Consider the following 14,018-nt stretch of genomic DNA (forward strand, 5'->3'; position numbering starts at 1 on the left):
ACCGTCGGCCCCCGCCGAATCGCCTCGTCGGCCCAACCGAACCGCCTCGTCGACCGACTGCACCCCCCACCCGCTACTGTGCCTGTTCTTCGAGCTGTTCGAGCCCGGTCTCGACGAGCTGGCGGAGCACTTCCTCCTCGGTGAGGTCGTACTGCCGAGCGATCGCCTTGATCTCCCGGGCGCGGTCGTCGTCGCAGACGACCGTGTAGCGGGTCGGCATATCCCGGGTATTCCCCCTCACCCCGCTTAACTACCCGTCAGACGACCGTCAGACTGGATTTCCGGTCGAGCCGGTCGAGCGACGCCGCGGTGGCGGCCACTGCTGGGGGCGCCGACTGGGTCCGTGCGGTCGGGACGGGCGCCGGGGAACGGCGGGGCGTTCAGCCGACGACGCCGGTCGCCTGCAGGTACTGCAGGAGGAAGCTCATCGTGTTCCACAGCCCGTGGACGACGATGGGGACGGCGATGTTCCCGGAGAGTTCGTACAGCGCCCCGAGGACGAGCCCGAGCGCGGCGGTGAGCGCGAGCGACGAGACGATGCTCCCCTCCGAGCCCAGCAGCGCGAAGTAGTGCATCGCGCCGAAGACGGCGCTGGCCAGCACGACCGCGGGGACGACGCCGTAGGCCCGGCGGAAGAGTCCCTGGACGATCCCGCGGAAGAGCAGTTCCTCGGCGGGGGCGACGAACAGGAAGGTCACGGGGATGAGATAGAGGAAGCGGACGGGGTCGCGCTGGCCCTGGGTGATCACCTGGTTGGTCGCGCTGTCGACGCCGGCTGACTGGATGACCGCCGACAGCGCCGTCGCGACCGCGAACAGGCCGACGAAGCCGGCGACGACCCAGCCCAGGTCCCGGAGCGACGGGACGGCCGCCCGGAAGAACCGCTCGTCGGAGCGCCACCGGAGATACGCCGCGATGACGGCGAAGAAGCCGACGAACTGCGTGGCCGTCAGCGCGGCGTAGGCCAGCGGCGGCAGCGTCGCCGTCGACTCCACGTCGAACCCGAGCGCGCTCAGAATCGATCCGGCGCCGGCGATCAGGAAGGTCCCGAGGATGAACGCCGAGACCACCAGCGCGAACGAGTGGAAGAGGCTCTCGACCCGAGTCTCCATGTCGGCGACGCGGTAGTACTCCGAACCCATCTGCGTGCCCGCCGGTAGGTATCCCACGGGTTTGACTGCACCGGTCCCGACGAGCGCGTTCAGTTCAACACGTGAGTCGAGTAGTTGGTTCTGGTGCGGATGAAATGAGCACGACAGCGACCGCCGGGGACAACAGGCGATGAAAGCCCTCGGCGCGCTCGCTCGGAGTTGGATCGACTGCACTCGACAGCAGACGACGAAAGCCCTCGCCGCGCTCGCGGTCGCTGAGCGGGATATCCGCGCTCTCCGCACGGCCCGCGCGGATAGTGCCCGCTCAGACGACTAAACTAGACGCGAGCCCGCCTCGCCCTTTCAGTCCGCCAGGGACCGTAACCGCAGACAGCCACGAGCCTCCCCAGCCGATTCGCTCGTTCGCGCCGCTCACTCGCTCATCCCTCGCGCGGCTACGGTCGCGCGCATGAACGCGCGCTCCAGCGCGCGCCGACTGCACCGCGACCGCCCACCGCAACGGCTCTCCCCTGTACGCCAGCAACGACGTTGGTCGGGGACTCCGTCGCTCGCCGGCTACTCCACGACGAGTTCCGTCTTCTCGGCCACCGCGTCGGCCTCCTTGAAGTCGCCGCCGCCGAGCAGGCCGCGGGCGGCCTTCTTGCCCCACTCGACCGCGGGCTGGGTGAACGTCTCGACGCCGTACAGTTCGCCCGCCAGCACGCAGGCGGCCTCCATGTCGAAGAGGAGGCGGCCGACGCTCTCGGCGTCCATCCCGTCGACTTCGACCCGTACCGAGGGGCGCTCGGCGGCGGCGAGGCTCGCCTCGGTCGCCTCGAACTCCGCGTCGAGCAGGGGGCCCAGGTCCTGCCCGCCGAGGTATTCGAGGGCGTCCACGTCCGTCTCGGGGATCGGACACGCCGGCCGCTCGCGCGGGCGGACGACGGTGACGAGCTTGTCGCGCGGTCCCGCGCGGTAGAGCTGGAGCTGGGAGTGCTGGTCGGTCGCGCCGAGCGCGCGGGCGGGCGTCTGTCCCCCGCCCTCCTTTCCGAGGCTCTCGGCCCACAGCTGGGCGAACCACTCCGCGAACGACTCCAGTCCCTCGGCGTAGGGCATCATCGCGTTGACGCTCGCGCCGCGCTCGTCGAGCGCGTAGGCGACCGCGCCGTAGGCGTAGGCCGGGCAGTCGTACAGCGAGCCCGCGAGCGCGTCGGCGCCCGCACGGCCCCCTGCGAGCAGTCCCTCCAGGTCCACACCCATCAGCGCGGCGGGCACCAGCCCGACTGTCGACAGCGCCGAAAAGCGGCCGGGGACGCCCTCGGGCACGTCCAGCGCCGGGAGCCCCTCGCGCTCGGCCAGCTCGCGCAGGGGACCGGACTCGCCGGTCGTCACGACCGTCCGCTCGCTCCAGTCGACGCCCGCGGCGTCCATCGCCTCGCGGACGACGAGGAAGTTCGCCAGCGTCTCGGCGGTGGTCCCGGAACGGGAGACGACGTGGACGACCGTCTCCGCCAGCGGCAACTCGTCGAGCAATCGGTTCACGTGGGCGGGGTCGACGTTGTCCAGCGCGTGGTGGTCGACCGGCGAGTCGCCGGCCAGCGCCTCGGTGATCGTGACCGCGCCCAGCGCCGACCCGCCGATGCCGACGGTGAGGACGGCCTCGGGGTCGAAGCCGGAGACGGCGGCCTCGATCTCGGTCGGATCGGCGCGTTCGGGGAGACTGAGGGCGGCGTAGCCGAATTCGTCGTCGGCCATGCCGCGGGCGATCCGGTCGTGGGCGTCGGCGACGCGCTCGTCGAGGTCGTCGAGGTCGTCCCGGCTGATCCCGGGGTCGGCCTCGCTCGCCAGCGCGTTCCCGATGTCGATCCTCATGGCCGGGTGGTCGCCCGGCGAAGGGATAGTCCTTTTCGGGTCGCGCCGGCGGGCCGTCCGGCACCGCCTCGCGACGGCTCGCCGACGCCGGAACGGGTGGTTTATTCCCGGCCGAGCCGAACCCTCCGGGGATGAGCGACGCCACGGACGAGGCGGGCGCAGACGGGGAGGTCGCGTCGGCGTCGAGCGACGGGAGCGCCGCGGAGACGTACAAGGGGATCCTCACCGCCTACCCCTACGCATTCCGCGCGAGCGACTCGCTGGCGTTCCGGATCTACGCGGGCACCAGCGCGCTGTTCGGCGCCGGGATCGTCCTCCTGTTCACGTTCGCGGTCGTGACCCTGCTGGGCGCGACCGCCGAGGCGCCCGGCGGCTCGTTCACCTTCTCCCGGGCCTTCTTCCTGTTCCTGATGTTCCTGGTGCTCGCGCCGCTGGTGGGGCCGGTGCTGTTCGTCGCCCGCCGGCACCGACGAGTGGGTTCGGACACCCGGTACGACCGGGGGATGGCCGCGGCGGGCTACGGGTTCCTCCTGGCGATGTACGTCGCCCTCGTGATCACGACGCCGGCCGACCTGCAGGAGGACCCCGGCGGCGCCCTCGGCGCGGTCGCCGAGTTCCTCTACGGGTTACCGAACGAGGCGGCGGTCGTCCCGCCGGTCGCCGCGGCGCTGCTGGTCTACCTCACCCACCGACAGCTACGGTGAGGGCCGCGAGCCCGTCGCGGACCGATCGGCGCCGACCCGACGAGTCGCCGTCGAAACGGGGAAAAACCCCGACCGGCTACGGGCGCCCATGAAGACCGGGACGTTCGTCGTCACGGAGGCCGACCCCGAGTCGGCGGTGTTGCGCGACGTGAGCGACGGGCAGATCCACACGCTCGGGAGCAATCCCGACCTGGAGGCCGGCGTCGCCGTCGAGGGGACGCTGGCCCCCGAGCCGCCGATGGACGTGGTCTGGACCGTCGAGGAGATCGACCGGCGGTTCACCGTCTCCGTCGAGGAACACGACGAGCCGCCGACCCAGCAGGCACGGGAGACCGCCGCCGACCAGCCGGTCGGCGAGGTGACCACCCACGAGCGCGCGGGAACCGGCGAGGTCCACGTGCTGACCGTCCCCGAGGAGTCGACCGACAGCGCCGTCGCCGACGTGCGCGACGACCAGGCGACCGTCGAACGCGCCGCCCGCCTCGGCGTCGAACGCGTCGAGATACGTTCCGAGCCGGGCGTCGTGAGCGTACGGTATCTGCCTTAGGTCCTGATTTGTGAATTTTACTAAGTAGCTGATCCGGATTGCCTAATTGAATTCTACGAACGAAGCCAAATCTATATGTGTGGCGGGGCAAGTAGAAAGCAGCGAGTGAACGCTCGCCCGGTGGTTAGAATGGAAGGGAATGTTACATTTGGCCCGAGTGCAGCAGAGACAGTCCTGGAGGAACTCGGGATGGAAGTTAACAATGATGGATATGTCGTTGATAAGGACACCGGTGAACCTGTGGAGTCAGCGGAAGGCGAGAGAGTCCCGATTGAAGATTTTGGCGGTGTAGGAAAGGGTTCAAAGATCGTCGTAAAAGATAGTTACTCATCGGTCTCTGAGTACGTGGAACAAAAGCACGGACTTAGATAGAATAGGTTCCCGAAGATGGTTATTGACGATTTTGTTGATACTGTTAGGGATGCTATTGGTGATGTAGATATTGATGATGCTCAACCACAAATCGTCCGGAAAGGGGAGGACCATCCAAAATTCAATATTAAAAATGAGGGGGAGAAGAACATTATTGAACTTAATATTGATGCTTGGGACAAAGAATCTCGAGAAGACGTAATCCGACAGTTAGGACCATTGTTCCACGAACAAGAAGGAATTTTCCTCCCAGAAACAGACAAGTATAAAATAATATCGGAGTCTGGCATTTCAGACACCCGTATTAATGAGATTGTTGATTTCTTTTCTCAATATCTTTCTGATAATCAAACGACTTTATTGCGGAGATGTCTTTCAATTAGACAAGACTGGGAGCGGGATGAAATCTATATTAGTAGGCAAGAGATGGATAGCATGAAATATGACTTGAGCCAAGACTTCGATCACGCATTCACGGTTTCAAACTTAGTGAGCTCCGGATATTATGATAAGGACGGGTATTTTAGAGAAATATTTGAAAATTTGGACGAATCAGGGGTGGACCACTCGGAATACAGGAGGATTTATTCTGAAATTCTCCAAGAAAAGCCGTTCTTTGTATTTGTTGGCGGGTCCGATCAGCCACCGGGAGTAGTGAAAGAAATAAAAAACAAACTCTCGAAATACACATCATATCCGATCCAGATAGAGTTTGTAGATGCGTTAGCAGTTGGTAGCAGAGCTCGTGGTGTCTTAGAGAGGTCCATTCTTGAGTTCCAGCGCGACACGGATTGTGTCACGATGTTGGTTGAAGTAGATAACCCATCAACGCGATATAGAATCTATCCCGATTCTGTGGATGGAATGACTCTCGAATAGATGGTCTCCAGAAGGGCAAATGCTATACTCGACAGAAATCCATCATTATTCTCATTCCTACCGGGAGTGAATTTTGGATATCTATATTACTCATCTCCAGAGAAAGTATTAGGGGGATTGTTAATACTTTCTCTCGCGACTGGCGCGTTCATTTATAACCATTCAAAGGGGTCCCCTGATGACGAACCAAAGTGGGTATTTATTACATATATTACCAGTTTCGGAATTTGGAGTGTAACTTACCTAATATCACTATTTGAACTTTCAGGATTTGCAAAGAGCCCAAATAGGATAGAGATGATATTACTATTCATTACGATTGGGTTCCTATTCCTGGGTATTAGCCATGTCATTCTGAAATTAAGTACAGAGGGATATGATCACAACTATTAATGAGAATATAGGCATGTTATGCGAGTTTGTATAGAGACTACTCCGTCGGCCCGCCCGCGCTCTGGACGCGCCACCCGCCCTCGACCTCGCGGGAATCGCGGACCTCGTACTCGACGGTCGTCGACTCGCCGACGGCGTCGCCGCCCTCGACGGATTCGACCTTCAGCGGCACGTCCAGCGTGTCGCCACAACAGCCGACGCCGGTGAACTGCTCGGTGGTCTGTCCCGCTTCGACGCGCCCGAGCGTCTTCCGCAGGTAGGCGCGGAACGGCGACCCGTCGAGCTTGTCCCGCCCCCACGAACTGAGGTCCGACGGGTAGGACAGCACCACCTTCGTCGCCGCGTCGTCTCCCGGTTGTCGCTGGTCTGTGCTCATCGGTCAGTGTTGGGTCGTGACGCGGAAATGGGTTCCGTCGGTCGTCGGTTCGAGTCGAAACGGGGGGATCGAGGGCCGAGACGAGGGGACCGCTCAGATCAGCTGTTCGAACTCGTCGAGGAACTCGTCGTAGGTGTCGATGGCCGACTGGATGGGGTCGGAGGTGGTCATGTCGACCCCGGCGGACTCCAGCAGTTCCAGCGGGTACTCCCGCGAGCCGCTGGCGAGGAACTCGCGGTAGCGCTCGGCGGCCGGTTCGCCCTCCTCCAGGATGCCCTGGGCGAGCGCGACGGCGGCGGAGATGCCGGTGGCGTACTGGTAGACGTAGAAGGCGCGGTAGAAGTGCGGGATGCGCATCCACTCGCGGGCGACGCGGTCGTCCACGTCGGCGTCGGCGTAGTACTTCCCCTTGAGGTCGCCGTACACCTCGTCCAGCCGGTCGGCGGTCAGCGCCTCGCCGTCCTCTTCGAGTCGGTGAGTCTCGTGCTCGAACTCCGCGAACATCGTCTGTCGGAACAGCGTCGACCTGAATCGTTCGAGGTACTGGTTGAGGACGTGCCGGCGCAGCCGCTCGTCGTCGACCACGTCGAGCAGGTGATGCGTGAGGAGCGTCTCGTTGACCGTACTCGCCACCTCGGCGACGAAGATCTCGTAGGAGCTGTAGACGTAGGGCTGGTGCTCGCTGGTGTACTCGGAGTGCAGCGAGTGGCCCAGCTCGTGGGCCAGCGTGTACATCGAGGCCACGTCGTCCTGGTAGTTCATCAGGATGAACGGCTGGGAGTCGTAAGTGCCGCCCGAGTAGGCCCCGGACTGCTTGTTCTCCGTCTCGTACACGTCGACCCACCGCGATTCGAGCCCCTCGGCGAGCCACTCCTGGTACTCCTCGCCGAGCGGTTCCACCGCCCCCGTCACCCACTCCCGGGCCTGGTCGTAGCCCACGTCGGGACTCTCGCCCTCGACCATCGGGACGTACAGGTCCCACATCTTGAGTTCGTCCGCACCGATGGAGCGGCGCTTGAGGTCGGCGTGGCGTTGCAATACGTCGAGGTTGTCGTCGACCGTGTCGACCAAGGTGTCGTACACCTCCACGGGGACGTTGGGGCCGTCCAGGGCGGCCTCGCGGGCGGTGTCGTAGTTCCGGGCGCGGGCGAGTTTCACGTCGGTCTTGACGCTGTTCCGGTAGGCGGCGGCGACGGAGTTGCGGTACTGCTCCCACTCGTCGTAGAAGGTCTCGTACACGTCGCGGCGAAAGTCGCGGTCGGGGCTCTCCTGCAGCGTCGTGAAGTTGTTGAGGGTGATCCGCCGGGGCTCGCCGTCGGGGTCCTCGACGCTGGGGAACTCGATGTCGGCGTTGGTGAGCATGTTGTACACCTCGCCGGTCGAGCCCAGCACCTCGCCCAGGTCGGCCAGCAGGTTCTCCACCTCGGCCGATCGGGTGTGCGGTTTCATCCGCAACACGTCGTCGAAGTAGTGCTCGTAGACCTCCAGGTCGGGGTTGGCCTCGATGTACTGCTCGACCGTCTCGCGGTCGAGGCTCTGGATCTCGGGTTCGAGGAAGCTGGCGGCCGAGGAGGCCTCCGAGGACAGCGACTGAGCCCGGGAGGACAGCGCCTGGTAGTGGCTGTCGGCGGTGTCCTCGTCGCTGCGCATCCGCGCGTAGGCGGAGACGTTCGCCACCTCGCGCATGATCGACTCGTAGGTCTCCAGGCAGTCCTGCAGGGTCTCGGGGTCGTCGGTCGCCCGCCCCTCGAAGGCCCGGAGGTCGTCGAGTCGGTCCTGCACGGACTCGAAGGCGGCCTCCCACGCCTCGTCGTCGGCGTAGAGGGATTCGAGCTCCCACTTGTACTCCTCGTCGATGTCGCTGCGCTCGGGCACGGAACTCATGGCCCGGAGTTGGCGCCGTCGCGCCGTAAGCCGTTCGATGCCGGACGGGGCGGACACAGCGGACCCGACGACCGCCCCGCGGAGCCGCGAATCCCGGGTCGGCCCGGGCACCGGACGGCGCGCTTTTGTCGCCGGCGACGGGAGAGACGGTATGGACGGATTCGACGCCGGCGGGTCGCTCGGCGGCGACGACCCGGGGGCCGCGGCGCTGGGGCGCGCCTGGCTCGCCGACGACTCGTGGGAACTGCTGACGCGGCTGACCGAACTCGACGACCGGCTGGGCGGTCACCCCGGCGACCGCCGCGCGGCCGAACTCGTCGCCGACGCCTTCGAGTCGGCGGGCGTCCGCGCGGTCCGCGAACAGCCGTTCGAAATGAACCGCTGGACCCGCGGGACGACCGACCTCGCCGTCGCGGTTCCCGACCGCGGCGTCGAGCGGTCGTTCGAGGCCGTCGCGCTCCCCTACTCGCCGGCCCACGAGTGCGAGGCGCCGCTGGTCGACGTGGGCTACGGCACGCCCGCGGAACTGGACGCCGCGGACGTGTCGGGCGCCGTCGCCGTCACGCGGACCGCGACGCCGCCGGACTTCGGCCGCCCCTACCACCGCGCCGAGAAGGTCGGCCACGCCGCCGCGGCGGGCGCCGAGGCGTTCGTCTTCACCAACCACGTCCCCGGACAGCTCCCGCCGACCGGCTCGCTCCGGTTCGACGCCGAGGCCGCGATCCCGGGACTCGGCGTGAGCAGGGAGACCGGCGAGTGGCTCCGCGAGTACGCGAGCGAGGGCGCCCGGGCGCACCTGCGCGTCGACGCCGAGACCGAACCGGCCACGAGCCGCAACGTCGTCGGCCGGGTCGGGCCGGGAACGGAGTCGGAACCGGACTCCGACGACAGCGGCGAGCGGGCGGCAGACGCGGCCGACGGCGAGGTGGTCGTCGTGGCGCACTTCGACGCCCACGATGTGGGCGAGGGGGCGCTGGACAACGGCTGTGGGATCGCCACCCTGGCCGGCGCGGCGCGGGTTCTGAGCGCGATGGACCTCGACCGCCCGGTCCGGGTCGCGGGCCTCAGTTGCGAGGAACTCGGGCTGATGGGCAGCGAGGCGCTCGCCGACCGCCTCGACCTCTGGGACGTACACGCCGTGGTCAACGTCGACGGCGCCGGCCGCTATCGGGACCTGACGGCGCTGGTCCACGCTTCGGAGTCGATGGGCGACCTCGCGGAGGGCGTCGCCGACGCGGTCGGCCACCCCGTCGACGTGCAGGAGCGACCGCACCCCTACAGCGACCACTGGCCGTTCCTCCGGGCGGGCGTCCCGGCGCTGCAGTTGCACAGCAGCAATCCCGACTCGGCGGGGCCGTGGGACCGCGGCTGGACCCACACCCGCGCCGACACCCGCGACAAGGCCGACCGGCGGACGCTCCGCGAGCACGCGATGCTGGTCGCCCTGTTCGTCCGCGCGGTCGCCGCCAGCGACCTGCCGCGGCTCGATCCGGCGACCGTCCGCGACGCGCTCACCGAGGCCGGCACCGCTAAGGGGATGCGCGCCGCCGACATCTGGCCCGACGAGTGGGCGTAGCTACGCCGCCCGCGCCTCGACGGCCAGCGTCGACGGCAGTTTCGCCAGCAGTTCGGGCCTGCGCTCGCCCCACGGCCCCTCCTCGTAGTCGTCGGGGTCGTCCGACCCGGGTTCGAGCAGCCGCTCGACCCGGAACCCCGCCCCCACGAGCGCGTTGTACACGTCGCTGACCCGGTGGCGGTAGGTCACCATGTCGGTCTCCAGGTCGTTCTGGGGGGTGACCTGTCGCCCCGTGTCGAAGTAGCTCTCCTCGACCTCGTGGCTCTCGGGGTCGGCAAGGTCGTAGACGGGGTGGGGCATCGAGAAGACGAACCGACCCCCCTCGCGGAGCGCGCGGCGAGTCTCCCGGAAGCAGGCCGCCAGGTCGTCGACCCACTGGAAGACGTAGGCGTTGAACGCCACGTCGAACGAATCATCGGCGAACGGGAGGTCGGTCACGTCGCCCTGGAGGAACGCCACGTCGGCGTCGCGCTCGGCCGCCAGGTCGCGGGCGAAATCGAGCTGTTCCGCCGAGAGGTCCAGTCCCGTCACGTTCGCGCCGCGCTCGGCCAGCGCGACCGAGCACTGCCCGCCGCCGCAGCCGAGTTCCAGCACGTCCTTGCCCGCAACGTCCAGCAGGAGCCGCAGGTCGTCGTCGACGCCCACGCCGGTCCAGTTGACCCCCACGTCGAGGTCGATGTCGTCCTGAAACCAGCGGGCCGTCAGCTCCCACCACTCCTTCACTTCCTCCGTCATACCCCGTCTGTTTCGGCCGGTTCCGATAGGTCTTGTGTCGGCTTGCGGGACCGTCCCACGGCGTTTCGAGCCCGGGAGTCGGCCACCCGGCGCGCGCTGTCGCGAGTCTCGTCTTCTTCGTGAGCGACGCGAACGAAGGTCAGCGAGAGCTTTGCTCTCGCTAGACGCGACAGCATCGCGCGAGGGATGAGTAACGCAGGAGCGTAGCGACGAGTAACGCAATCGGCTGGGGAGGCTCGTGGCCGTCTGCGGTGCTGTGCGGTTGCGGTCCTGGTGGACTGAAAGGGCGAGGCTCGCTCGCGTGCAGTTCAGTCGTCTGAGCGACCCCTACCCGAGCGGAGCGAGGGTATGTCGCTTGGTTCGAGAGAGCGAAGCTCTCTCGTCATCTCGGAAATCTTCGATTTCCGGCGACAGCGACCGCGAGCGGGCCGAGGGCTTTCATCGCCTGTTGTTTCCGGCGGTCGAGTTGACTGCGAGCGAGCGGGCCGAGGGCTTTCACCGCTTAATGTCGAGTGCGGTGATGACTCCAGCTACCGAGCGTGCCGAGGCCATTCGAGGAGAGTCGGCAACCACATCGAAACACCACGAATCGACCACTCACTCTATCGAGTCGCGGATCGAACCGGCCACACGCCCACGGACCGAGAACTCTACACACCGAGCACCGAACACCTCGCGGGCGCTCGCGGCCGCGTCTTCGTCCGCCGAGAACTCGACTCCGGGATAGTCCACATCCCAGAGGACGAGCGGGTACGGCGGCGCCGGGGCGACGCCCTCCGGCCCCTCGACCGCCTCCTCGCCGAGCACACGGTCGACTTTCCCCAGTTCCGACTCGCCGCGCCCGACCTCGACGGCGAGCCCGACCACGCGCCGGACAAGCTGGCGGGCGAACCCGCCAGCGGCGAGTTCGACGACCAAGAAATCGCCGTCGCGCTCGACGTTCGTCGACAGGTCCCGAACGGTCCCCTCCTCGTCCGGCGTGAGGTTGTGGAAGTCGCGCTCGCCGGCGAGCCGGGCGAGCGCGTCCCGAACCCGGCCCTCGTCGAGCGCGCGCCCGCCGTCCGGCCCCCCGTCACCGTCGCGGGGTGCGTACAGGTGATAGCGATAGACCCGCGACTCGGCACCGTGAGTGGCGTGAAAGTCCGGGGCCACGTCCGCACTGGCCCACGCTCGGACGGATGCGGGCAACTCGCTGTTGAACGCACGCGGCGAGAGCCACCCGGGCGCCGCGAACGCCACCGTCTGCGCCCGCGCCGAGACCCCCGCGTCGGTCCGCCCCGCCGCGGCGTACGCCTCCGGCTTCTCCGCCCCGTCGTCCAGCACGCCCAGGTCCCGGAGCGCGTCGAACAGCGCGCCCTCGACGGTGGGCACGTCGGGCTGGCGCTGGAACCCGTGGAACGGCCGGCCGTCGTAGGCGACGCGGTAGGCGCGCATCTCCGGCATCGCTCGCGCTTCGCGAGAGCGGGCCTTGTCGGTTTCGGGGCGGTTCGGTCAGGACGTTTCGGAGACCCGGTCGGGTACGTCTTCACCGAGCACGTCCAGCCGGCGGCGGTACTCGTCGTCGCCGATCTCCCCGCGGGCGTAGCGCTCCCGGAGGATCGCGACCGGGTCGCGCTCGCCGTCGTCCGGGTCGCCGCCGATGGACGGGTCGACGGCCTCGGGACCGTCCTCGACGACGCGCTCGACGCGGCGCTCGAACTCGTCGAGCGAGAGCGCGCCGGCCGCGTAGCGGGCGCGCAACTCCTCGATCACCACGTCGTCGTCGGTCACCTTGTACTCGTCGAGACGGTCGACGACCGCTGCGACCAGCCCGAGCAGGACGACGGCGCCGAGACCGCCCGTCTGCCAGGGCGCCAGCCCGACGACCGCCGGGAAGCCGGCCGCGAGAACGGGACCGAGCAACGTCCAGAGTAGCGCGAGCACCACCAGCGCCGTCAGGTCCGCGTCCTCGCGCGAGCCGCGGCCGCGGACGGCGCTCCGGACGCGGCCCCAGTGGAGCGACCCGTCGGGTTCCGTGGCGACGCGACCGACGCGCTGCCAGTCGATGCCGTCCTCGTCGTCGCCCATCGATCGCGGGAAGGAACGTCAGTCACGAGACTGTTTCGGCTCGGTGTTCGGACGGACCGACGATCAGGCGAAGTCGTCGTAGGTCGGCCGCTCGCTGTCGCCGGGGAACTCCGCGACCGGGACGTTCACCTGGTCGCCGCTCTCCATGTCCTTGACCGTCACCTCATCGTTCTCCAGGTCGCGCTCGCCGACGATGACGACCGTCTCGGCGTCGATGGAGTCGGCGTAGTTCATCTGCGCGCCGAACGACCGGTCGCTCACGTCCGTCTCGACGACGTGGCCGCGCTCGCGCAACTCGCGCGCGATACGCGAGGCCACCGAGCGCACGTCGCCGACCTGCAGGACGTAGTAGTCCGTCGAGATGCCCTCGCCCGGCCAGGCGTCGTGGGTCTGGAGCAGCAGGGGGAGCGTCGAGTTCATCACGCCGATGCCGACGCCGACCGCCGGCGTGGGCTGGCCGCCGAACTCCTCGATGAGGTGGTCGTAGCGGCCGCCGCCGAAGATCGAGCGCGACACCTCGCCGGAGGCGTCGAAACACTCGAAGACGACGCCGGTGTAGTAGTCCAGCCCGCGCGCGGTCGTCAGACTCACGTCGCAGTACTCCCGGACGCCGAAGTCCTCGGCCGCAGCGAGCACGTTCTCCAGGTTCTCGACCGCCGCCGCGAGGTCGTCGCTGTCGGCGAAGTCGGTCAGCGCCGACAGATCGTCGTCGCCGGCGACGAGCAGGTCGTCGAACTCCCGGGCCTGGTCGTAGGACAGTCCCGCATCGGAGAGCAGGCCCAGGTACTCCTCGCGCTCGACCTTCGCGCGCTTGTCGACGGCGCGGATCGCCGCCGCCGTGTCCACGTCGGCGTCGAACGACCGCAGCAGTTCCCCGAGGATGTCCCGGTGGGAGACGCGGAACTCGAACTCCGAGCCGTCGAGGCCGAGGTTGGTCAGCGAGTCGGCGGCGAAGGCGAGCACCTCGGCGTCGGCCTCGGGCTCGCTCGACCCGAAGATGTCGGCGTTGGTCTGGTACAGCTCGCGGAATCGGCCCTGCTGGACCTGCTCGTAGCGCCAGAACGGCCGCGTCGAGAACCACTTGATCGGCTTCGACAGCGCCTGCTGTTTGGCGACGACCATCCGCGCGACCGTCGGCGTCAGCTCCGGGGTGAGCGTGACGTGGCGCCCGCCCTTGTCCTCGAAGTCGTAGAGCTCGTCGACGATGTCCTCGCCGCTCTTGTCGGTCCACATCTCCGCGGGTTCCAGCGCCGGCGTCGATGTCTCGCGGAAGCCGTAGGCCCGGGCGGTGTCCTCGATCGTGTCGATGACCTCCCGGAGCGGGGCCATCTCGTCGGGGTAGAAGTCGGTGAACCCCTTCAGTCCCTCGTACATACCCCGTGGTTCGACGAGGAGCCGCTTCAAACCACCTTTTCGAGAAGGACGGGGAACATCGAGCGGAATCGCGCCGGAGCGTGCTCAGGCGGCGGAGACGGCTGGACCCGGGAGCGGGTCAAAACGGGCTACCCGTGCGCGCTCACGG

At 67.1% G+C, this 14,018-nt stretch carries 14 protein-coding genes; 5 read left to right on the forward strand and 9 right to left on the reverse strand.

Translation table 11 applies throughout. The features are described from left to right. Positions 1–73: 73 nt before the first annotated feature. From ACMGFI_RS17925 to ACMGFI_RS17935, 3 genes are all read right to left on the reverse strand, one after another. Entirely contained in the window at positions 74–220 is a 147-nt protein-coding gene (locus tag ACMGFI_RS17925) for a CopG family transcriptional regulator (protein WP_436911358.1), read from the reverse strand. Between the two features lie 160 nt (positions 221–380). After that, positions 381–1,169 (reverse strand): CPBP family intramembrane glutamic endopeptidase, encoded by a 789-nt coding sequence (locus tag ACMGFI_RS17930; RefSeq protein ID WP_436911359.1) that lies wholly within the window; start codon positions 1,167–1,169, stop codon positions 381–383. Between the two features lie 498 nt (positions 1,170–1,667). Continuing rightward, positions 1,668–2,963 (reverse strand): phosphoglucose isomerase-related protein, encoded by a 1,296-nt coding sequence (locus ACMGFI_RS17935; RefSeq protein WP_436911362.1) that lies wholly within the window; start codon positions 2,961–2,963, stop codon positions 1,668–1,670. A 131-nt stretch (positions 2,964–3,094) separates the two neighbouring features. Here ACMGFI_RS17935 and ACMGFI_RS17940 point away from each other — a divergent pair, with 131 nt between their 5' ends. The 4 genes from ACMGFI_RS17940 to ACMGFI_RS17955 all read left to right on the forward strand — a co-directional run bounded on the left by ACMGFI_RS17940 (position 3,095) and on the right by ACMGFI_RS17955 (position 5,465). Further along, positions 3,095–3,667 carry a DUF8056 family protein gene (locus ACMGFI_RS17940; RefSeq protein WP_436911364.1) on the forward strand — a complete coding sequence of 191 codons (573 nt, stop codon included), beginning with the start codon at positions 3,095–3,097 and terminating at the stop codon, positions 3,665–3,667. An 88-nt stretch (positions 3,668–3,755) separates the two neighbouring features. Continuing rightward, entirely contained in the window at positions 3,756–4,214 is a 459-nt protein-coding gene (locus ACMGFI_RS17945; protein ID WP_436911365.1) for a DUF5812 family protein, read from the forward strand. A 105-nt stretch (positions 4,215–4,319) separates the two neighbouring features. Next, complete coding sequence (locus tag ACMGFI_RS17950) at positions 4,320–4,586, forward strand: hypothetical protein (RefSeq protein WP_436911366.1); 267 nt, start codon at positions 4,320–4,322, stop codon at positions 4,584–4,586. A gap of 15 nt (positions 4,587–4,601) precedes the next feature. After that, positions 4,602–5,465, forward strand: a complete 864-nt coding sequence (locus ACMGFI_RS17955; RefSeq protein ID WP_436911368.1) for a hypothetical protein — start codon at positions 4,602–4,604, stop codon at positions 5,463–5,465. Positions 5,466–5,895: 430 nt separating this feature from the next. Here ACMGFI_RS17955 and ACMGFI_RS17960 read toward each other — a convergent pair whose 3' ends face one another. Both ACMGFI_RS17960 and pepF read right to left on the reverse strand, forming a co-directional pair. Continuing rightward, positions 5,896–6,234, reverse strand: coding sequence for a DUF7968 family protein (locus ACMGFI_RS17960; RefSeq protein ID WP_436911370.1), 339 nt, complete (start codon positions 6,232–6,234; stop codon positions 5,896–5,898). Positions 6,235–6,327: 93 nt separating this feature from the next. After that, positions 6,328–8,118 (reverse strand): oligoendopeptidase F, encoded by a 1,791-nt coding sequence (gene pepF, locus ACMGFI_RS17965; RefSeq protein WP_436911371.1) that lies wholly within the window; start codon positions 8,116–8,118, stop codon positions 6,328–6,330. A gap of 151 nt (positions 8,119–8,269) precedes the next feature. On the opposite strand from pepF, the gene ACMGFI_RS17970 reads away from it, so the two are divergent. Further along, entirely contained in the window at positions 8,270–9,694 is a 1,425-nt protein-coding gene (locus ACMGFI_RS17970) for a M28 family peptidase (protein ID WP_436911372.1), read from the forward strand. Here ACMGFI_RS17970 and ACMGFI_RS17975 read toward each other — a convergent pair whose 3' ends face one another. The 4 genes from ACMGFI_RS17975 to hisS all read right to left on the reverse strand — a co-directional run bounded on the left by ACMGFI_RS17975 (position 9,695) and on the right by hisS (position 13,870). Then, positions 9,695–10,429, reverse strand: a complete 735-nt coding sequence (locus tag ACMGFI_RS17975) for a class I SAM-dependent methyltransferase (protein ID WP_436911373.1) — start codon at positions 10,427–10,429, stop codon at positions 9,695–9,697. A 597-nt stretch (positions 10,430–11,026) separates the two neighbouring features. Beyond that, on the reverse strand, positions 11,027–11,863 hold the full coding sequence (gene truA, locus ACMGFI_RS17980) for a tRNA pseudouridine(38-40) synthase TruA (protein ID WP_436911531.1): 837 nt from the start codon (positions 11,861–11,863) through the stop codon (positions 11,027–11,029). A gap of 57 nt (positions 11,864–11,920) precedes the next feature. Then, on the reverse strand, positions 11,921–12,496 hold the full coding sequence (locus ACMGFI_RS17985; protein ID WP_436911374.1) for an SHOCT domain-containing protein: 576 nt from the start codon (positions 12,494–12,496) through the stop codon (positions 11,921–11,923). 63 nt (positions 12,497–12,559) lie between these two features. Further along, a complete protein-coding gene (gene hisS / locus ACMGFI_RS17990) occupies positions 12,560–13,870 on the reverse strand; it encodes a histidine--tRNA ligase (RefSeq protein WP_436911375.1) in 1,311 nt (436 codons plus the stop codon). Between the last annotated feature and the right edge of the window lie 148 nt (positions 13,871–14,018).

This window comes from Halosimplex marinum, from assembly GCF_051414075.1.
GTDB classification, from domain to species: Archaea; Halobacteriota; Halobacteria; order Halobacteriales; family Haloarculaceae; genus Halosimplex; species Halosimplex marinum.

Coding starts and splice junctions, on each gene's coding strand:
- truA (WP_436911531.1), bottom strand. CDS start 11,863: ATGCGCGCCTACCGCGTCGCCTACGACGGCCGGCCGTTCCACGGGTTC.
- hisS (WP_436911375.1), bottom strand. CDS start 13,870: ATGTACGAGGGACTGAAGGGGTTCACCGACTTCTACCCCGACGAGATG.
- ACMGFI_RS17925 (WP_436911358.1), bottom strand. CDS start 220: ATGCCGACCCGCTACACGGTCGTCTGCGACGACGACCGCGCCCGGGAG.
- ACMGFI_RS17985 (WP_436911374.1), bottom strand. CDS start 12,496: ATGGGCGACGACGAGGACGGCATCGACTGGCAGCGCGTCGGTCGCGTC.
- ACMGFI_RS17945 (WP_436911365.1), top strand. CDS start 3,756: ATGAAGACCGGGACGTTCGTCGTCACGGAGGCCGACCCCGAGTCGGCG.
- ACMGFI_RS17935 (WP_436911362.1), bottom strand. CDS start 2,963: ATGAGGATCGACATCGGGAACGCGCTGGCGAGCGAGGCCGACCCCGGG.
- pepF (WP_436911371.1), bottom strand. CDS start 8,118: ATGAGTTCCGTGCCCGAGCGCAGCGACATCGACGAGGAGTACAAGTGG.
- ACMGFI_RS17940 (WP_436911364.1), top strand. CDS start 3,095: ATGAGCGACGCCACGGACGAGGCGGGCGCAGACGGGGAGGTCGCGTCG.
- ACMGFI_RS17955 (WP_436911368.1), top strand. CDS start 4,602: ATGGTTATTGACGATTTTGTTGATACTGTTAGGGATGCTATTGGTGAT.
- ACMGFI_RS17960 (WP_436911370.1), bottom strand. CDS start 6,234: ATGAGCACAGACCAGCGACAACCGGGAGACGACGCGGCGACGAAGGTG.
- ACMGFI_RS17970 (WP_436911372.1), top strand. CDS start 8,270: ATGGACGGATTCGACGCCGGCGGGTCGCTCGGCGGCGACGACCCGGGG.
- ACMGFI_RS17975 (WP_436911373.1), bottom strand. CDS start 10,429: ATGACGGAGGAAGTGAAGGAGTGGTGGGAGCTGACGGCCCGCTGGTTT.